Annotated in this window: 16 protein-coding genes; 11 read left to right on the forward strand and 5 right to left on the reverse strand. The window is 35.3% G+C overall.

Annotation, left to right across the window (positions count from 1 at the left end; genetic code table 11):
• Nucleotides 1-71 precede the first annotated feature (71 nt).
• Genes ABMA70_RS13240 through ABMA70_RS13250 form a run of 3 tightly spaced genes read left to right on the forward strand, consistent with a single transcriptional unit; the run spans nt 72 to nt 6,747 of the window.
• Entirely contained in the window at nt 72-914 is an 843-nt protein-coding gene (locus ABMA70_RS13240; protein ID WP_392992880.1) for a hypothetical protein, read from the forward strand.
• A complete protein-coding gene (locus tag ABMA70_RS13245; protein WP_392992877.1) occupies nt 911-2,623 on the forward strand; it encodes an ankyrin repeat domain-containing protein in 1,713 nt (570 codons plus the stop codon). The genes ABMA70_RS13240 and ABMA70_RS13245 overlap by 4 nt, the downstream gene beginning before the upstream one ends.
• Nucleotides 2,620-6,747 carry a hypothetical protein gene (locus ABMA70_RS13250; RefSeq protein WP_392992874.1) on the forward strand — a complete coding sequence of 1,376 codons (4,128 nt, stop codon included), beginning with the start codon at nt 2,620-2,622 and terminating at the stop codon, nt 6,745-6,747. Before ABMA70_RS13245 ends, ABMA70_RS13250 begins: the two co-directional genes overlap by 4 nt.
• A gap of 320 nt (nt 6,748-7,067) precedes the next feature.
• Here the strand turns inward: ABMA70_RS13250 and ABMA70_RS13255 are convergent, their stop codons facing one another.
• Nucleotides 7,068-7,967 carry a helix-turn-helix domain-containing protein gene (locus tag ABMA70_RS13255; protein ID WP_103218302.1) on the reverse strand — a complete coding sequence of 300 codons (900 nt, stop codon included), beginning with the start codon at nt 7,965-7,967 and terminating at the stop codon, nt 7,068-7,070.
• Nucleotides 7,968-8,034: 67 nt separating this feature from the next.
• Between ABMA70_RS13255 and ABMA70_RS13260 the strand changes: the two genes are divergently transcribed.
• Entirely contained in the window at nt 8,035-8,736 is a 702-nt protein-coding gene (locus ABMA70_RS13260) for a hypothetical protein (RefSeq protein ID WP_103218301.1), read from the forward strand.
• Between the two features lie 166 nt (nt 8,737-8,902).
• Here the strand turns inward: ABMA70_RS13260 and ABMA70_RS13265 are convergent, their stop codons facing one another.
• Nucleotides 8,903-10,135, reverse strand: coding sequence for a hypothetical protein (locus tag ABMA70_RS13265; protein WP_392992870.1), 1,233 nt, complete (start codon nt 10,133-10,135; stop codon nt 8,903-8,905).
• 293 nt (nt 10,136-10,428) lie between these two features.
• On the opposite strand from ABMA70_RS13265, the gene ABMA70_RS13270 reads away from it, so the two are divergent.
• Nucleotides 10,429-11,406, forward strand: coding sequence for an SAM-dependent methyltransferase (locus ABMA70_RS13270; protein WP_392992867.1), 978 nt, complete (start codon nt 10,429-10,431; stop codon nt 11,404-11,406).
• A 10-nt stretch (nt 11,407-11,416) separates the two neighbouring features.
• Here ABMA70_RS13270 and ABMA70_RS13275 read toward each other — a convergent pair whose 3' ends face one another.
• Nucleotides 11,417-12,382, reverse strand: a complete 966-nt coding sequence (locus ABMA70_RS13275; protein WP_392992865.1) for a YeiH family protein — start codon at nt 12,380-12,382, stop codon at nt 11,417-11,419.
• Between the two features lie 45 nt (nt 12,383-12,427).
• Between ABMA70_RS13275 and ABMA70_RS13280 the strand changes: the two genes are divergently transcribed.
• The 5 genes from ABMA70_RS13280 (at nt 12,428) to ABMA70_RS13300 (ending at nt 16,627) form a co-directional block, all read left to right on the forward strand.
• Nucleotides 12,428-12,931 carry a GrpB family protein gene (locus tag ABMA70_RS13280; protein WP_392992862.1) on the forward strand — a complete coding sequence of 168 codons (504 nt, stop codon included), beginning with the start codon at nt 12,428-12,430 and terminating at the stop codon, nt 12,929-12,931.
• Between the two features lie 64 nt (nt 12,932-12,995).
• Nucleotides 12,996-14,324, forward strand: a complete 1,329-nt coding sequence (locus ABMA70_RS13285) for a M23 family metallopeptidase (RefSeq protein WP_392992859.1) — start codon at nt 12,996-12,998, stop codon at nt 14,322-14,324.
• A gap of 37 nt (nt 14,325-14,361) precedes the next feature.
• Nucleotides 14,362-15,030: a hypothetical protein gene (locus ABMA70_RS13290; RefSeq protein WP_103218295.1), complete on the forward strand. Its 669-nt coding sequence runs from the start codon at nt 14,362-14,364 to the stop codon at nt 15,028-15,030.
• 31 nt (nt 15,031-15,061) lie between these two features.
• Nucleotides 15,062-15,601, forward strand: a complete 540-nt coding sequence (locus tag ABMA70_RS13295; RefSeq protein ID WP_103218294.1) for a hypothetical protein — start codon at nt 15,062-15,064, stop codon at nt 15,599-15,601.
• 195 nt (nt 15,602-15,796) lie between these two features.
• Nucleotides 15,797-16,627 carry a hypothetical protein gene (locus ABMA70_RS13300; RefSeq protein WP_392992855.1) on the forward strand — a complete coding sequence of 277 codons (831 nt, stop codon included), beginning with the start codon at nt 15,797-15,799 and terminating at the stop codon, nt 16,625-16,627.
• A 22-nt stretch (nt 16,628-16,649) separates the two neighbouring features.
• On the opposite strand, the gene rluF is transcribed toward ABMA70_RS13300, so the two are convergent.
• Nucleotides 16,650-17,537, reverse strand: a complete 888-nt coding sequence (gene rluF / locus ABMA70_RS13305; protein ID WP_392992852.1) for a 23S rRNA pseudouridine(2604) synthase RluF — start codon at nt 17,535-17,537, stop codon at nt 16,650-16,652.
• A gap of 119 nt (nt 17,538-17,656) precedes the next feature.
• Here rluF and ABMA70_RS13310 point away from each other — a divergent pair, with 119 nt between their 5' ends.
• The gene (locus ABMA70_RS13310; protein WP_103218291.1) at nt 17,657-18,823 is read left to right on the forward strand and encodes a hypothetical protein; all 1,167 of its coding nucleotides are present in this window, start codon (nt 17,657-17,659) and stop codon (nt 18,821-18,823) included.
• Here the strand turns inward: ABMA70_RS13310 and ABMA70_RS13315 are convergent.
• A complete protein-coding gene (locus ABMA70_RS13315; RefSeq protein ID WP_392992848.1) occupies nt 18,820-20,448 on the reverse strand; it encodes an AMP-binding protein in 1,629 nt (542 codons plus the stop codon). The genes ABMA70_RS13310 and ABMA70_RS13315 overlap by 4 nt on opposite strands.
• Between the last annotated feature and the right edge of the window lie 74 nt (nt 20,449-20,522).

Here is a 20,522-nt window from a genome sequence, read left to right on the forward strand (position 1 = left end):
TATTTTTTTGTTTATTAAGCTCTTTTGTTTTTGCAGAAGAGCTTTTTGTAAAACCTAATCAAACAGTCTATTTGAATCTAAAAAAATTTAAGAAAGAAAGTGACTCTGTTTACTCTCTCTACATCAAAAAACTTACTCTAAACAACGAGTCTGTTTTATTCCTTCCAAGAGATCTCTCTAACAAAATAGCAAAAATAACTATTGATGAACTCCATATTCATGGCAAAGGCTATATTGCTCAGTCAGTAAGAAGCAATGTGAATATTGTACGTCATAAGGGAGAAGTTGGATTAAAAGAGTATTTCGAAGATTTAATTCCAAGGGCAGAGAAAGGGAAAGATGGGGAGCGTGTAAATCATGAGCGTGCTAAAAGTGGTGATGGAGATAAAGGCCGTGATGGAAAAGATGGAAAAAATGGTCGAAGCGGAATCAGTGGAATTAAAGAGTTAAATTTAGATATTAATATTGCCTCATTCGGACAGCTTGATGTCGTCTTAGTTGGAGAAAGTGGAGGTCATGGTGGAAATGGATCAGACGGTCAAGGTGGTAGCCATGCTGAGTGTGATAGAAATCGCGGTGCCAACGGTGGACATGGCGGAAATGGTGGACAAGGTGGATTCCCTGGAAGTGTCGGTGCAATAAATATCACATGGCAAAGTGACTTACCTCTTATTACAACAGGACAAATACCATTTGGATTAAATGTAAGACAATACGCGGGACTTGCTGGCAATCCTGGAAATGGTGGAGCAGGTGGCTCTGGTGGTGACTCTGTAAGATGCGGACTGTGGAAACGAAGTGGTGGTAATCCAGGTGAGCCAGGACGAATCGGAACATCTTTAAGAGGTGGTGGCGATTATATCTTTTTTGGCCGAGTTGGAGATGTCTCTATCATCAATAAGGATATGCAATGAGAATGATATCTTTATTAATTCTTCTCTATTCGAACCTTTCTTTTGGAAAATCAATTGCTGTAACTGGAAAGCCAGCAAATAGCGACTTATTCAGATCTGTTTATACTTTAGAGAATCAGGGGACATCAAGCTATTATTGTCGAAATATTTATCTTTATGGTATCGATTATTTATCAGATGGAGAGTTCGTTTATTCCTTAGACGATAAGATTCAAAATAAGTTAATCAATGCTAAGAGCTCAGTTGAAGTTGATCAAGGTTTATCACAAGATCTTATCGATATGGTTGATCTATTTCCAGACTTAACGGTCAGTCATACAAATATGACTTACAGTCATGACTGTGAAGTTAAGAGTGTTCGTATGAATAATATCTTTGTACTTGATGATGGTTCTCAATGTGGGAGAGGTCTTTCATTAAAGAAGTATGTTTTAGATAATGGAAATAGGGATTTAATTAGTGTTGAAGAAAAGGAAATAAACTTCACTAAAGATAGCATTTATACAAAATTAAATGTAGTTGATGCAATTCTTGTTTTAGATAAGGGAAGTTTTCAAGTACTAGATACTAAAGATAATTCGGTTACTCCTGTTTCATTTGATCTAGCGGATCAGTACTTTATTTCTGCTTTTGGGATCTCTAAAGATAAGTTTGTCATTGTATCTTATGATAGAGAAGGAATGAAACTAAATCTTGTTATAAAACATAATGATAAATTTGAATCTGTTAAAGAAATTGTAACGAGTGTTGGAACTTTAAGATTTAATGAAGCTAACGAAAAATTAATAAATGTAGAAGATGCCAAGTATAAACTCTTTAAACAAGCCGAAAGAATCAGTAAAACAATTAGTGTCTATATTAAAGAAGAGATGTCATTTGAGTCTCTTGAAATTTTGATTTCATACCGTTTTCCAAAAACAAGAATGTTACAAACTAGTTATTCTCTAACTAAAAATCATTTCACTAAGTATAAATATGATGTAAGTGATGTTTTTAGTGATAGTAATATTGGCTTTAAAAAGTATGTATTAGACCTCGGACAGGAGTTTAGAATTTTAAAAGATTTAAATATTAGCTTTGATAAGGTTCAAGATGAGATTTCAGAAGGTATGTATAAAAAAGCTGCACCTTCTAGTCGTGTATTAAGATATGGGGACTACAATATCAGCGTACGTGATGATTCGCTTAAATTATCATTCGATCAAAAGAGTATTGAAGTCGCAGGGACATGTCGTCCACAGCTGATTTTTTCAGATAAGAAGTATCTCTTCAAAAACGCTGACATTAATACTCTTTATCAAGGTAAAACACTATTGACGATGAGAGTGAGAAGTTCAAATTATAGTGAAGCATTAAAGTTAATCGCAAATGGTGCACGAGTCGATGAAAAGGATATTAGAGGAAAGCTTCCAATAGACTACGCGGTCTATAAAAGAGACTTGAAGATGATCAGATTATTACTTGAAAATGGTGCAACACTAAGTAGTTCAAAGTCATTCAATCTCAATGACCAGTTTGAGAGAACATTTGATGACTATGAATATCAGAGTCAAGTTACTCAAAAGGAAAATATTGAATATTTTAGCTATCTTGTAAAGACAGCTTTAGAAAAAGAATATTTTCACTTGAGTAAGAGTGAAAGAAGAATGTTAAAAGATAATATAGCTTCTATCACGGATCTCAATAAAGTCTTAAGTGGTGTTCTATGAGTAAAGTATTAATTTTATTTTTATTTTCTCTGAATATTCTTGCTATATCTGATAGTGTTAAAAGTGCTATTGATATTGATAGTGTTGAAAAACTTGCAAAACATAAGTATGAAGAACTATCAAGTAGTTCAAGAGATAGGGCCGGACAAACACCATTGATTTATGCTCTCCATAAAAGAAAACTAAATGTAGCGAAGTATTTAATCACGAGAAAATTAGGTGTTAATGCAAAAGATTATATTAGTAGGTCACCTATAACGATTGCTCTTAGTAAGTTTGATGATCTCGAATTAATTGAACTGTTTATGGCAAATGGTGTTGATCTAAAAGTTAAAGATAAGCATCAGCGTGATATTTTCTATTATCTAGAAAAGAATAGTAATGAATCAATAAAAAAGTTTATTAAGGCCGAGTATAAAAAAATTCAAGATGTTTCAATTAGTCAAATAGATGAGTTGAAGAGTTCTCTTGTTAATGGAGAGTCAAAAAAACTTGAGCAGTACCTAAGTAAGTACCGTACGATTAATATTAAAATAAATAATACTTCTGTTTTAGATTTTCTGATTAAATCAAATTCTCTTAATAAGTGGTCAATGTCTTATCTTGCATCACTTGGTTTGGATGTATTTGAAACAGGATTTATTTATCAGCTTATTATTACAAAAAATTTCGAGGCTTATAAAGAATTGTCGAATTATCGTACAAATATCATAAGTGGTCCAAAAGGGGAGAGTCTTCTTGAGATTGCGCTTAAAAATGATGCTCCAGATGATATTTTATTAAATATTATTAAGAAACAAAAAGATCTTAAGATTAAAGATATTGAAGGTAACTCATACCTACATCTAGCAATTATCAAAAATCGTCCATTAATCGTAGATTCTTTGATTAAAAGAGGACTTAAACTTAGCCTTCGTAATAGAAATGGTGATACAGCATTAATGCTTATAATTGATAATTTTGATAATGCTAATGCCGAAAATTATATAAAGGACAATCTTGATTTAATCAATATCCAAAATAATGATGGTACTGATGCTGTTATTAAACTTGCTAAGTATAAGCCTGAGCTATTAAATTCTATTCTTAAAGAATTGAAAGGAAAGTATGATTTCACACATGTGGACAAATTCGGAAACCGTGCCGTTGTCTTAGCAGACGTAACAACTCCACGTGCAAATCCTGCAGAGGTTGGAGCGACTTTAAATGAATTACCTAGAGTTGATTCAGCACAATTAAATACACCTAATCTAAATGCTGATATTAAAACTGTTGACCAAGTTGCTAAGGACTTAAACAGTATCGACTCTTATATCGGCGATCGTTTATTTGACAGATTTGTTAATGATAACGTTGATGCATATATTGCAAAATCAGTATCTAATTTTAAATTACATATCCTAAAATTAAAATCAGTTGAAGATGAAGACTTTTCTTTTGCATTAAAAGAAATTGAAGATCTTAAATCGAATTTGAGAAATACACAGAATTCTTTAAATGCTATAAAACTAAAGAAGATTGAAACAGTCGCATCTTATCAAAAGCTTAAGGCCAGTCTAGATGGTTTTGATAGTGAGGGTTTTAATCGAACGATTAATTCTAGTGTTTCTCAGTTAAAAGGGGAACTCAGTAATATCATCAACTTTGTAAATGATGTTAATTTTGAATTGAAAGAGTTTAGCTCTCATCGTAATGAGCTAGAAGGTGTTCTTAAGCAATTTAAAGAGGGCAAAGATAAAATCTCTCTTGAAATTGATATCGTTAGACAAGAATTTACTCAAACTAAGAAGCAACTTTTAGCTTCTATTGAAGAAACTAAGTTTTACTATAGTGGTGAATTATTATCTCTTGAATCTAATGTACGACATGAAAAAGGTAAGCTAGATCATGCTAAATCAAATCTGGATGAAGATGACAAGCTAATACGACAGGCGAATGCGAACATAGCTTCTGCTGTTAGGAGTAAAGAAGATTATAAGAGAAGAGAAAATCACCCGGGGCATGACCCAAATACTTGCCAGTGGACGACAAAACGTAGGGCAATGGTTAAGCGAATTGAAGAATTAGATAAACAAATTGAAAATTTAAATGAGAAGCGTAGAAGATCAAGCCGAATATTTAACGATATGTTAAAGAATTATAATTTTACAAAGAATGAATATGCAAAATTTAAAGCATTTTCTAGTCAGAAAATACAAGAGTTTAGAACAAAAATTAATAATGAAATCAAATTAAAAGAAAATAATGTTAGAAATGAACTTGCTGCTCTTGAATATGGGAGAGACCTAGAGTTTGATGATGTAAGGATAGAAGTCGAAGGCTTAAAGAATGAAATAGAGAAGCGTTTTGGGGATATTTCTAGTGTTGAAAATACTTGGAATAATCTTTATTCTTCTGTGCAGAAACTAAACTCAATAGCATCTTTAAAGGATGCTATGAGGTGTGGGATGTTGGGGTGTGCTCCAAGCATTTTACTTCCTGATAATGGTACTAAGCTCGCAAAAGATTTCAATGATAAAGTTATGTCCCTTTCATTGAAATATGCAAGTTATTCTTCGGTTTATGATTCACAACATACATATCGTTATCAAGTTAATAATCTTGATAAAATGGCCCTTGAAATTGAAAACCTTAAGACACAAGAAGCTTCTTTATTAGATAGGGCCAGAATAATAAGTAATGATATAGTTTTAAAATCAAAAGAATTAAAAGAGATTAAGTCTCCTGATAATCAAGTATTAAATGAGCTAATTTCAATTGAGGAACTAGTTTTTAAGAATCAATTTCTAAAAACGACGGTAGAAGTTAATGCTAGTGAGCGAAGTGAATTAAAAGATGAGTTAGGAATCGATAGAGAGCTCACTGTTGAGTCTTTGATCGTTAAAGAAGAGCATAAATATGCCCCTTTAGTAATAAATTCAATATCTCTTAACTTCGAGAATTTAGAAACGCTTGAATCTTATTCTAAAGAAAATATTCCTTCATTATTAGGTCAGTGGTTCGATATTCTAGCTACAAATATGAAGGACTCTCAGGGTCTTTATACTATTGAAGGTCGTGATTTATTTATTCGTTCTTTAAAGGATAAGGTGACAATTGAAAAGGTAACAGATGGTGAACTTACTTCAGTTAAGATCCTTACTAGCTATGGTGATTTTGTTGTAGATGAATCAGGAATGCCAATTTCTGTAGATGAAGAGGATAAGTCTCCACTAGATTTTGAACTTACTTCAACAGGTATCGTAAGAGAGCGTATTTTAGAAGTAATTTCTAAATTTCGTAAGGTCTACCCTGATGCTAAAATGGAAGATTTAAAGCAAAATCAAAATCTTTCAATTATTGTTTCTCTGTTAAAAATGGCCGATCAGATTAACGATGCAAAAAGAGCTGAAGAGATAATTGATGTAATATTTGTTATTGCTAATCCTATTCTTCATGCTGTTCCAGGTGGGCCAGTTGTTGCAAAAAGTCTTGGTATGCTTAAATGTAGTTATGAGTATTTCAACCGCATTCGCTTAGGGATACACACTTCATCTCTTGAAGATGGTACGCGAATCGTTTCATGTTTGAGTGACGTGATATTATCGATTCCTTTTAGTAAACAGTTTAAGAGGCAACTATCAAGTTTTTTTGATGATGTAATCCCATCTAAGCTATTAGTTAATTTAACAAAAACCATTTTTGGAAGTGGTGCTGATAAGTTATTTTCAGTTAAATCAATAGAGATTCTTTTTGAAGGCATCTTTGGTTTAGCTGTTTCTGATTTAAATGAAAAACTGTTTGTTGAAAATGGTAATGTGTTTAAGAACATTGTATCTTCTTATCATTTTTACGATAGTGGAATATCATTCAAGGGTGAAGCTGAAATAGTGAAGGCCGGACTCAAATTCAAAGCATTAGAAATGTTGTTAACATCCAATTTCAATGGTTCAGTTTATATTATAAATAGAAGTTTGAAGATTCTGAATGTTTGTAATTATAGTAAATCTCAAATAACTGAAAAAGTTTCCGAAAGTCTAGATGTGAAGATTAGTACAGTAGAGTTAAATCCTTCTGTAGTTCTAAATAAAGGTGACAGTTCTTATTTGATAAAAGGAAGTTTATGTCTATTAGTAATCGACTAATTAAAGTTTTTAAAATTATCTTGTATTTGATTGGTTTTTATAACTTCTTCTATTTATCGACATTTGCTAACTTCGTGTGGCCCTATGTTATTGTTTACTTAAGTTTTCACTACATTTTGGGAAAGTATTTGCAGAAAAATGGATCTGCACAGTTCGAAACGATAAGGATTATAAGTACGAATATATTTTATATATTACCAATCATTATCTATTTCTCAATGGAGAATACTGATAAGTCTATTTATGACTTCTTATTCAGTGCAAATTTCTACAAAAATATTTATACAATTATAAAAAGTATGTTTTAGGTAGAACAGAATCTATATGTTCAATAAGAGAAGGTCTCTGTATTGAGAAATTGGCATTTTCATTTCCTTCTTAAAGAAACGTCTAAAGCTCATATCATCTATAAAACCGAGTCTGAAAGAGATTTCTTTTATAGGAATATTTTTTAGAATATATTCTTGAACTTTCTTTAGACGATATTTTTTTAGGCTGTCGCGAAAAGTTATTCCGTACTTCTCATTAAGATGGCGTTGAAAAGCTCGAGGTGACATACCCATGTCTTGTGCAATATTTGTTAAGGAAATATCTTCGCCTTTTAGCTTGTCGTATATTGCAAACAAATTATTTAACTCAGGATTACCATCTCTTTTCTGCTTTGGTATTTGATACTCACGAATCCCTGGCCCTTGGATAATTTCGTTATACTTTCTGGCCGTCTTTTTCCCCAGCTCTTTCTTTATTATTAGGCAAATGACATCAAGGTAACTAAGAACTCCGCCTGCCGTAATAATCTTTCCTGATTCAATGATTGTTCTGTGGGCCTCGACATTAACTTTTGGATACTCTGTTTTTAACTTCTTTTCAAATAGCCAATGTGTTGTTGCTTTTCTTCTATCAAGTGCTCCTGTGGATGCTAGTTTTAGTGCTCCACCACAGCATGCTACTATTTTTGATTTTTCTGATGATATATGGGCACTTATTATTCTAGCTTCCTCTTTTGTGGCTTTTTGAGGCTTGTAGCAAGGGGGGAGGATAAGGTAGTCCGCTACTTTTCCTGCTGTTATTTTTGTGTTCATTTGGTTAGTGATATTAAATATAACCTTATCATTTATATATCTTAGTATTTCAAAGTAATCGATAAAGTTTTGTGTTGTGCTTTTTAAAGAATCTTTACAATCTAGAATATGAATATTTAATGTTGTCGTATTTTGCATAGTTTATGTCATAAGTGACAATGTAGTTTAAGTCAAGACTTAGGTATAGTTTACTTAAGGAGTTACTATGAACACAATTAAACCTCCTCACAAGTGTGGGGTAATCAAGAGCTTAATCAAATATGACTTAAAAGAAACTATTTATCGTAGCAAGATGGCGTTAACGAGAAGAAGTGCGAGCTATATCAATTCCGTTGAGTGGAGTATTCCAAAGAGCGAAAAGGTACAAAATATTATTGCTCTTGCTGATAAGCTCTATGATGGACCGCTCTTCAATCATGGAATAAGAAGTTACGCCTTTGGAAAGATTTTAATGAGTTTAAATGATGAAAAGGTTGATAACGAAGTTTTCTTTATTGGATCGCTTCTGCATGATCTGGGGCTAATCAAGGATTGTACAGGTACGACTTTTGAGCTTGTTGGTGCAGATGATGCATGTGCTCATTGTAAGGATATCTTAACACCAAGGCAGCTTGATATTATTCATGAAATGATTCTTCTTCACGGAGCGATAGGGCATGCAGAGAATAAAAGTAACGAACTTAAATATCTTCACTATGGGGCTGGTGTGGACGTTGCAGATTTGTGGAGTCATCGCTTGAATGAAAAAAATTATTCTGAAGTATATGCTAAGTATCCTTCTCAGGGTCATATTCCGTATATGATTGATCTTCTCAAAAAGAGAATGAACGAAAACCCAAATATGTACCTGTCTACAGTCATCAATTTAGGTTTCTTAGGTAAAATGAAAAGCAAGGAGCGCTCCTAAAAGGGGCGCGGGTACTTTTCGAGATTACGAAGAGTTATATATGCCTTTAAAAGTCATTTGAGGGCCCATATTAGCTAGATTACTAAAGTTTCAATGGATAGTTGTCGTGAAATGGGTCGGGATTACGTGTAAGTACCTAAAATTTCCATTTGTACCCGCGCCCTTTTCACAGGGGATTGCTTACCAGTTGGCGAAGTACATCAACGCAATTATTGCTTGTCTCAATGTCCAATCGTTCGCGCTTTATCCACGCCTTTGCATAGCTTGTAACAAAGTTATGATCGAGAAGCTTCCTATAAAGATTGATTGGTGTATTGGAGTCACTATTTGTGATTATTTTTTGAATTTTCATTTCAAGATTCCAATCGATCTTCATGCCAAGGTTGTCTTTCAAATTTAGAAGTGTCACAAGATCATCAATTGAGTCTGTGCGCTCAAGAAATCTCTCCAAGAGGTATTTAAAGTCTCCATGGTTGGCAATAAGATATTCGGGTAATTCATTTGGTACGTTCATTAATGAGAGACGATCGATTATCCCTAGTGTCAGGTTATTTGAGTAACCTTTGGGAGGATTTTGAATTGCACTCATAAATTCTTCTGTACTAAGTGAACTTAGGCTTTCTAGGAAGAGCTTATCATTATCCAAAATAGTATTTCGTTTATTCTGCATACGTGATTCAATTCTTTTAAAAAGATCTTTAAACTCCTCAGTTAATTTAAATGTCTTCTCATATTTTTCAGCTTGAACTTTTACCGAATCAACTGTGAATGGAAGCTTGTCTTGGCCATCTTTAAATAGTTCATGTGAGTGGGTCCAGTCCATAAGAATCCACCTTTCATCATGAGGAGAGTAGACGAGTTGACCGAGGTGGAAATCTTTCACTAATGTGTAAGCCGCAATCGATTCGAAAAAGTCTGGAAGTTTATCTAAGGCCTTTGCAAAATCTTCTGGATTTATCGCTTCTTTGTTTAAGAAGAATGCATCAAGATCAAAAGAATCTTTGAGATTCAATTTTTCAACGAGTAGGTAATTCTCTTTCTCATATGCATAGATCTCAGGAATTGAAACTCCTTGGCTTTCAAGGCTTGCATGTCCTAGGTAGAAGGCATCGATATAATTCGAATATTTTGAAAACGTGTTAAATGCTCCGTGATATTTTGGAACTCTTAGGGCGTAGATATTATTCCCTGATTTTACTTCATGGATGGTTGTTGTATTTCCAGCACCAAGGATTTTGATAAACTCGACCTTTTCACCATTCATAAGTTCAATGATTTGTCCTGAAGCTAGGTCTTTACCACGGGATTCAATTAGGTCATTAAGACTTATATCAGAGGCAATGCTCGACGTTGCGAAGAAAGTCGCTAGTAGTAAATATCTAAATAGTCTTATAAACATGAGATTTATAGAGCAACTTAAATGCCAACGGTTATGATTTAAGTTGTTATAATCACGAAGGCCGGGGTGTCATTTTCTGTATATTTGAAGAAAGTTTAAACGATCTTTGATTTCAATAATCCCATAGGAAGATTTTTAAAAATAATAAAGACTAGGTTGGGCCGGTAAGGAATATCAGTGAGAACAAGAATAAATATTGGATTGAGTAGTATAAATATATACATAAATGAAATTAGATATGTGATAAGATTGGTCTTTAAATGTATATCATCCGATAAGTGTCCAGGAGACATATGAGTCAGCAACAATTTATTTTTATTTGTACGAACCCAGGTAATGAAATTCTTTTAAAAGAAGAAGTTAAAAACTTCTATCCAGAATTTACCTTTAGCTTTTCAAAGAAGGGCTTTGTTACATTTAAAAATACTGGTGTCGTTTATGACTTAAAAACCATCTCTCAACTACAGCTTACTTTTGCTACACGTTGTGGGATTTTTTATGGAAAGTCGAAACCGGAGACGATCGTTGAAGATGTAAAGAGTAGCGGCCTTGATATCGAAAATTTTATGATTCATAGCTTTGCAATTGGCTGCGAAACTGACTTTGATGCCGAGGCGGTTTTTGGACGAGAAGTGAATGCTTACAGTGCTGAAGGAAAGACTGTTATTGATTTAATTAGTCTTGGCCCTGATGAAATTTGGTTTGGTGCCCACTCTGTTGCAAGTGGTTGTACTCGCTATCCTAATTCAATGGTGGAAGTTGATGTTCCTGAGAATGCAGTTTCTAAAGGATATTTAAAACTTGCTCAAATAGTAAAACTCTATGCCGTTAAATTGTATAAAGGTGATTTATGGCTAGACTTTGGTTGTGCCCCTGGTGGAGCGTCACAGTTTCTTTTGAATGAAGGCTGCAAGGTTGTGGGAATTGATCCTGCAAAAATTGATCCAAGTTTAGCTAATAATAAAAACTTCTCACATATCAAAAGATCGGTTCAAGACCTTTCTCATGAAGACCTACCAGAAGAGGTTCGTTGGATTCATGCAGATATTAATATAAATCCAAAACAATCCATCAAAGAGGTTTTACGTCTTGCTAAGAAGTATAACCGCACACTAAAAGGTGTTATTTTCACCGTTCAGGTTGTGAAGATGGAATATATTGAGAATATCGAATCATTTGAAGATCAATTCTATGATTGGGGATTTAACAATATTATTAGCCGCCAAGTTCCATCACATAAGAAAGAGTATATTATCTTAGCTACAAGATAGATCTCCTTTCTTATTTGAAATTTATAATATTAGTCATGATTAAAGTAAGTGTTGAGATTGCTGTGAAACACCAAAGTATCACACCTTGAAGCATAGGCTTAACTCCTGCCTCTTTAATATGATCTAATGTAATACTCGAACCGATATAAAAGAGAGTTAAAACCATAAGCTTTTTTGCTCCGGCGTAAATCATTAGTCCTGGCGACTTTAATTCTGGGATAAAAGTGACAAGTGCTGCTGCCGTGATGAATCCTAAAATAAACCAAGGCTTCTTTGTTTTTGTTTGAACAGATGCACCTTGCTTTTTAAGTTGCATGGCAGTTGTAACACTAAAGATAAGTGCTAATGGAATAATCCAAAGTGCACGAACTAATTTGACAATTGTTCCAACCTCAAGTGCCTGCGGTCCATAACTTAGAGATGCTCCAACAACGGAACTGGTGTCGTGAATCGCCAAAGCCGACCAAAGTCCAAATGATGTCTGATCTATTTTTAATAAGTGACCAACCCATGGAAAAACAAAGAGAGCAACGGCGTTTAATGTAAATACCACGGCCAATGAGACTGTTACCTCATGATTCTTTGCTTTGATAACAGGAGCGACAGCTGCAATTGCACTACCTCCACATATGGCCGTTCCGGAGTTTATTAAAAGTGTTGTATTTAGCGGTGTTTTAAAAAGTTTTCCTAGTAAAGTTCCTACAACAAATACTGCCAGTATACTAAGTGCTGTAAACCCAACTGACTGCAATCCAACTTTTGTCACTACATTCAAATCCATTCCCGCTCCTAGACCAATTACAGCTAGGGCCAATAACTTCTTTACTGCTTTAGTAGTCCATTCTTGAAATGGATTTCCTATAAATAGTGAGAATATGATTCCTGCAAAAAGGGCCGTCGCTGAAGACACCCACGGACTTAAACATAGGATAGAGAGGACGATGAATAGTAATTTCTTTACGCTTTGATTTTTCATAACTTTACTATCGCACTCTTTTTATGATTATGCTAAGTTCGCTTCATGGAAAATAAGATAGAATTAGTAGAATATAATGATTTTTGGTTAAAAGTATTTGAAAAAGAGAGTCAGTCTCTGGCAAAGCTTTTGAGAAATAATTTAATGGGTTGTGAGCATATTGGCTCGACTGCTATGCCAAAAGTTGTTGCTCGTCCAACCCTTGATATTCTATGTGTTGTCCATACTCTTGATGGCATTGAAATGTTTCGAAATGAATTCAAGGCCCAAGGATTTTCCCTAACTTCAAATGATTCAAAACATTTCTTATTTGAGCGTAAAGCACCTGAAGGCAATAGAGTGCTGACAAGTGTGCGTATTCTTAAGAAAGGTGATGAAAGTATCAGTGATATCTTAGACTTTAGAGATTATTTAAATGCAGAGCCTATGATTGCGACTGAGTATAAGAATGCAAAGTTGAATCTCATACAAAATCACTCAAATGATATTGCTCTTTATGAAGAAATGAAGACAAGATTTATTGAGGCCGTATTATCTAAGATCAGTTAGAAATTATTGAGTTTTTAAGTTAAGAGTTGGTTAAGATTTTTTGGTAAATTCCGATAAGTTTGCTATGCTTATTAGTAAGATGTCGAAATTATTTATTAGCTTAATTCTATTAAGTGGCCTTACTGGCTGCCAACAAGTTTATGTGTCTCAAAATGTAGAAGCATCTAGCTCTACTACTATGATTCCTAAGAGTCCTCTTATTCATACAACTATTGTTAAGAAGGGTGAGATCAAAAGAGGCCAAGGTCTATATCAGGCACTACAAAATATTAATATCGATAATAAGCAGGCCCTGAATCTAATCAATCAACTTAGAGATGAAGTTGAGTTTTCAAAGCTGAAAGTAGGGGATCGATTAGAAGCAACATTCGACGAATACAACAAACTTATTAAATTTTCTTTTGCTCAAAATGACTATGAAACTCACTTGGTTTCTTTAAATGAAGATACTGGTAAGTGGGATTACTCATTAAGTGAGTTAGATACGTATTGGCAACCTCGTATGATCGAGGGACAACTAAACTCTGGCTCGACACTACAAGATGATCTTTTGGCCATGGGGCTAGAAAGATCAGTTGTTAATGAAGTTGTTAACGTTTTACTTTGCAAGGTTAACTTTAGAATGAATGCTCGTGCGGGAGACAACTACAGAGTTCTTCTTAGTGAAAGAAAACATTCTAAAAAAACAGTTCAAACGAAAGTTCTTTTTACTTCTTATAGTGGAGTAAAAGCTGGCAGTCATGAAGCTTATTTCTATGAAGACCAAGAGAAAAGTTCGACTTATACTGCACATTATACACCAAATGGGCAGGCCCTAATTAATTCTGGGCTTCGCTATCCACTTCCAAGACTTCACATTCGTTCAAGCTATGGCTGGCGTATGCACCCTGTAACGGGTAAGCGAGCTATGCACAGAGGAATTGATTTAAGAGGAAGAACTGGAGAGAGGGTTCATGCCGTTGCAGCTGGAAAAGTAATCATGTCTACTTACAATGAATTTGCGGGAAATAAGATTGGGATTAGACATAGAGATGGATCAACTTCTCTTTACTATCACCTTCACCGCCGTAATGTGAAAGTAGGTGCATGGGTTAGGTCTCATGAAGTGATTGGAACAGTAGGAGCTACTGGAAGAGTTACTGGGCCACACCTACATTTTGGATTTAAAGATTCGAGAGGTAGATGGTTGAATCCTTTAAATAAAAGAATGATCGCAACTCCTAAGCTTACTGGAGAGCGCCTTGCTAATTTACAAAATCAAGTGAGTAAAATTAAAGGTGTGGTTGCTGATTTACAAATTAGTAAAGAATCAAAATATCTTGTCGCTAATTTAGATAAGATCAAGCGTTTCCCGAGTGCTCTTGATAATTTTAGCTTTTTACCTAAAGAATAAGCTCAACTATTATTAAAGATTGTCGATAAACGTTCATATGCGTTTAAAGCTCTTTGTACTATCAATTCAATCTATAGTTCTTTTTTGCCTTGTTGGCCTAGGTTTTTATTCTTCTAATATTAAAGAAGGCCAACGATCAATAAGCTCTTACTCAACTTCAAGATCAGTTTCTGAAATAAGTTGTTCAAGTGCTCTTCGAACTTTTCTTTCTCCCTTAAATATTGAAGAGAATATTATGCTATGGCATATCTTTAAAGAGCAGGGAGCATCTGTGAACCCAAAGTATCTTTCACATGAAGACTTTGATTCTCTCGCATCAGATCCGGACCATAACTTTAAGCAAACTCAGACGAGTCAGCTAGAGGCCGTAAGTGGTCTTTATGCTCAAGAGAGGGGAATTATTGCTGCAGGAATTGAAAGAGGTCCTGAGGGAACGGAGTTTGTTGATGGTAATGGCATCTTCTGGGATGTCAAAACTCCAATTTCTCCACTTCTAACTCATTCATGGCGCTTTAATATTGAAAATGCTGGCAACAGTATTAAGCATAAGCTTGAGGCCGTAGGCAATATCCACATTCTTGTGGATCTCTCTTATATGAGACAGAGAAATGTAAGTGACCTAAAGAAATGGATTAAAAATAATATCTCTCAAGATCTACAACATAGAATTCGTTATGTTACAGTTCCTGATGCAATTGTTGATTAAAGCTTAGCAAAAATTATTACGATAAGTAGGTATGAGATTAATTAAAACACTTCTCATATTTCAATTTGTATTCTTTGGTCTTGCTGATGAGACCGAAATGAATACATTAACAATTCGCACCTCTAGCGAAAAGAGTAAGACTTATAAGATTAAAAAAATTGTTAAGACTAGGCTTTCAGCAGATAGTGGGCGTGTCATCGTTATAGAAACCTATGGAAAAGATAAATGTGTTATTCCCTTGGATAAGGTTGTGAATACTCCACGACCAAATTATGAAGGCTGTACACATTGCTTTGCCGATGATGCTGAGGTCGAAAATTATTATACTCAAATGTTTTTAAATCGCAGGAATCCTAGGATTACTTGTGATATTACGAATGGGGAAGCAGTTGGATTCAATTTTATTGGTGGAACAACTATTAACGGCGAATCAAAACTTGTTTCTTCTGGCCTTGTTCTAGAGTCTGCAGTTTATTCCGATGGACCATTTCTTCACAAAGAGACGAAACCTAATGCTCTTGAGAGGTTATTGGATGGAACAGCCGATCTTCTTCTCGACGCTGCATTTTAATATATTTTTTTTCTTTTTAAGTTTTATTAGTTCTTATAAGTATTCATGCACATTCATCATTTTAATCTTTAGATAACCTAAAGAATCACGTCTTATTCTGTCTCTTATGCATTTTTAGACGGTTGACAAAGCTTCTTACCGGCCAGTATTGGTGTCATCTATATTTATTTACAGAGAAATTTATCGGAGAGAAAAATGTTTCGTAACTTATTAACGATTATGATTACTATTGCCTTTGCATCATCTGTTGTTGCACAAACTCAAGTACCAGCTGAGTTTGAAAAGATTAACACTTACAGAGAAATGAAGAATTATGCGCAAAATAACTTCGCCGCAAATACAACGTGTATGGATGAATATCATCAAAGAGTTAGGAAGCTTAGAAAAGATCTACTTATGCAACCAGTGAAGCTTACACTGGGGCTAGTTCAACTTCCAATTGTTGCGACAATCGGTGGATTTGTTCTTGGTGGTATTGCAGATGGTGGTCCAATTACTGAGTTCGGTGAAAAAATTCTAGAACTACTTGATATTGATTTAACAGAGACGATTGACGCTGAAACGGCCCAAAAGATTATGGATGATTTTGGAATTAAGCCAATTGAAGCAATTCAAACTGGAGCTGGTGCAGGGATTGGTGCTATTGGTATTGTTCTTGTATATAACGTTGTAAAGTTTGGTGTTATTAGCTCTAAAATTATTGCTGCTAAGAATGCCGCTAAAATGTCATTTACTGGTTATATTGGCGGTGGAAAGAAGTTTGATAAACTTGTTGCTAAGGTTAATAGAAGAGTAAATCGCGTTCTAAAAAAAGAAGGACTTGAAGAAATTGAGATTGCACCAGAAAGAATCTCTGATCTACTTATTGAGGCAGATCAAAAATCATTGTTTTGTACTGGAGAGCTTAGAAGGTCAAAGAGTGCAAAGAAGTTTGGAGCACCTCTTAGAAAGAGACTTGCAAAGAAGTCTGATATCTATCGATACCTAAAGAATACAATTTTAGCAGAGTACGGAATTACTAAGTAATTTATGCGGGCAAGCACTTGGTTTAGCGACGACGGTGTTTGCCTTTAGCATTTTGCTTGCGCTTCTCTTCACGTTTTGTTGTCTTACCACTGAAGTTAAACTCCTTATCTAAATCTTTAAAGAGTTTGTCATACTTACTTTTTTTCTTTTTCTGTGGCTGTTGCGGTTTCTTAGCAGGAGCTTTTTTAATAGCTTTTGCATCTTCTGATGAAGAACCCTCAATTAACTTGTAGAGAGTCGCAATTTCTCTCTCATTTAACTCACGCCAGTCTCCAACACCAAGGCCATCAAGACCTACATTCATGATACGAACACGATCAAGCTTAGTGACATTGTAGCCAAAGTATTCACACATACGACGAATCTGACGATTTAGCCCCTGAACAAGAGTAATTTTAAAAACCATTAAACTCATTTGTTCAACTTTACATTTCTTCGTCATCGTTCCTAGAATTGGAACACCTGCGCCCATACCATTAATGAAGTTATCATTGATTGGTTTATCAACTGTGACGACATACTCTTTTTCGTGATTATTTCCAGCACGTAAGATTTTGTTAACGATGTCACCGTTATTTGTTAGAAAGATGAGTCCTTGTGAGTCCTTGTCTAGGCGTCCAATAGGAAAGATTCTTTCCACGTGATTAACGTAGTCGACAATATTGTCTTTCTCACTACTTTCAGTTGTTGAGACAATACCGCGAGGCTTATTTAGAGCAATAATAATTTCTTTTTCAGCAACCTTTGGTTTAACGACCTGGCCACGAACTTCAACAATATCTCCTTCATTAACTGTGGCACCGATGTCTGCAAGAACACCGTTGATCTTAACAACTTGCTGTTCAATTAATTCGTCAACTTCACGACGAGAGCAGATACCACTTTGGCTAATGTATTTATTGATTCTCATTGCTGAATAAACCTTATCTAAGTAAATAATTGTGGGCCAATCTATCACATTTTTATGTCATAAATATAGCATCTTGAAATAATTCTCTCTTTTTGTGATCAATATGTTATCAAGAGCTTATGAGTAAAAAGAAAAAGACAACAATGGCATTACAAGGTGTAGGTATTGCACCAAATATTCTTCTCCAACATGTTGAAAATACAGCTCCTTTCTTATTCCAGGGAGAGCTCGATACGACAGGGGACAAACGTGCATTCCTTGAGAAGCTAAGGTTTTATAAGAAGAACCTTAAACAGCTAAATAATATCAATCTAGCAGAATACTTTCATATTTGTATCAGTGCTCACTGGGCAACGGCGGGAACATTTGTTCCTACAGATGTGGACAATCAGATTAGAGAGTCTTTGTGGAAGCATGGGCACATCTCAAAGCATATTGATAAGATGGCCAGGCTTACAATTGAGTCTTGGACTTGGGACTACTCTCAGGTAACGAGTCGTAAGGCCTATAATAACGATAATAATACTGTCATGAGTACCCACGAAGGAACATGGTTAAGTGTTGCTATTGGTGCTTACTGTGCTCTTGTTAAAAATCGTAAGACTGAGCTTGCACAGGAGATGGCCGATGTCATCTTAGAAGAGATTAAAAAAGAAGAGCTAATTATGCAAAAGCTTCGTGAGGAAAGAGATCATATCAATTTCCTAAGAGCTGCTCCTCTAATGGCCCATAATTTTGGGGATCTGGACCGAGTGATGGTTCAGTGGAATATGAACCCTGAAGATGCTTTCTATAAGCGTATCTTTAAATTAGGTCATCAACTAAATGAAAATTACGATCCAATTCTTGTGTATACAGGAAAGGTGAATAAAGAGTTTTCTTCAAAAGAAAACCACCGTCACATGGCAATGAGACAGCCTAAGTGTTTAAGAAAATCTTCTAAGTTTTTAATTCCAGTTGGGCCATTTATGGATGACTGGGGAAGAATTCTTGGGGAGAGTGATCTTCTTTCGATGGAAGAGAAGGCCGAGATTGTAACGGCTTTCTATGATGGTTATAAGAGACAAGATGAAGCCTTTGGTTATATTCGCGGGTATAAGAATCTTGTTGATTCTATCGATGGAGGACTTGCTGCTTTAGAGATGTATCTTCCATTTGATCTTGTGGCAGAAATGAAGAAGTCAGAGTTTAGCGAACTCGCTAAATTATCTCGTGAAGAGTTTGAGGCAGACTACAAGAAGCGTCTTGAAGAATTCATCTGCCCCGTAACTAATTTAAAGTTTTAATCTTCACGTCTTTTTAAAAGAAAGCGCTGAATCTTCCCACTTGGAGTTTTTGGAAGTTCGTCAATGAACTCTATTTCACGTGGGTAGGCATGGGCAGCTAGTCCTTTTTTTACAAATTGACTTAATTCATCTTCTAATTCTTTTGACGCGACAAAGCCTTTGTTTAAGACAACAAATGCTTTAACGATTTCAGTTCTTTTTGGATCAGGCTTTCCAATGACGGCCGTCTCTAAAACACAAGGATGCTCAAGAAGAACACTTTCAACATCAAATGGCCCAATTCGATAACCTGATGAAGTGATAACATCATCGTTTCGACCGACATAAGTTATACGTCCATCTTCTGTTTGTTCTGCCGTATCACCAGTTGTGTAAAAACCATTTGCGATGGCCGGTGTGTCGGCCTTTAGATAACCTTTAAACCACATAATGGGAGAGTTTGCGATATCAACAGCAATGACTCCTGGAGTATTTGGTGGTGCAACTTTTCCGTTCTCATCAAGAATGACAACGGTATAGCCAGGCATAGCATAGCCCATACTTCCTGGCTTAATTTCATGCTCGAGTTCATGGTGATTATTTACCGTCATTCCGGTTTCAGTTTGGCCGTAGTGATCGTTAATAACAACATCAAGCTTATCTTTAAACCAGTTTATAACTTCTGGGTTAAGAGGTTCTCCAGCACTACTGACAGCTCTTAACTGTCCCTTTATCGCCTTTGATACTTCTTCTCCATTTCCGATTAATAACCTAAAGGCCGTTGGAGAGCCTGCTAAATTTGTTATCTTATATTTTTGAATTACTCTAACTGTACTTTCAGCACTAAACCCACCTTCATAAAAAAGCAGTGCATTTCCATTTACAAGTGGACCAATAACTGAATAATAAAGTCCATAGGCCCAGCCTGGATCGGCCAGGTTCCAAAAGCGATCAGTTGGTTTTAGGTCAACTGCAAGATCCATATATTGCTTAAACGAAGAGAGGGCAAATAGTGGAACAGGTACGGCCTTTGGCAGTCCTGTGGTTCCAGAAGTTGAAAGAAGACAGAAAGTATCTTCGCCCTTTCTCATGACTGGTGCAAAATTTGTACTTTGCTCATCCATGGCCTTCTTAAAATTAATATCGTCTTGTGCCAATTGGTAATCATCAGATCGAACAAGCACACACTTCTTTGGATTCATCGGTAGTTCATCTAATTTTGCACGATTGGTATCATCGGTAAAAACGATTTTGGCCTGACTTGAATTTAGTCTTTGCTCAATTGCCTTCGGACCAAAAGCTGTAAAGAGTGGTTGATAGACAACACCAGCTTTCCACGCACCTAGGATTGTATAAAGAAGCTCTGGAGTTCGTGGCAGAAGTCCTGAAATGACGTCTCCTGGTTTTACTCCTTGGGCCACAAGAAAGTTTGCAAGTCTGGAAGTTTCTTCTTTTAACTTCTTAAATGTGATGACTTCTTCCTCACCATTAACTCCCTCCCAGTAGAGAGCAACCTTATCTGTAGCCGCATAGCGATCACAACACTCGACAGCAGCATTGATTGAGTTATTGATATCTCCATCGAAGAACTTATTAAACTCATTAATGTTGAAACTACTATAGTGATCTACGTATTTTCTTTTCATAACTTCTCCTTAAGGTATTAGTTTAATTATAAGGGGAAATTGATCTGTGTAAAACTTAATATGGTTAAGATGGT

The organism is Halobacteriovorax sp. XZX-3 (assembly GCF_043196495.1).
Taxonomy (GTDB): Bacteria; Bdellovibrionota; Bacteriovoracia; order Bacteriovoracales; family Bacteriovoracaceae; genus Halobacteriovorax_A.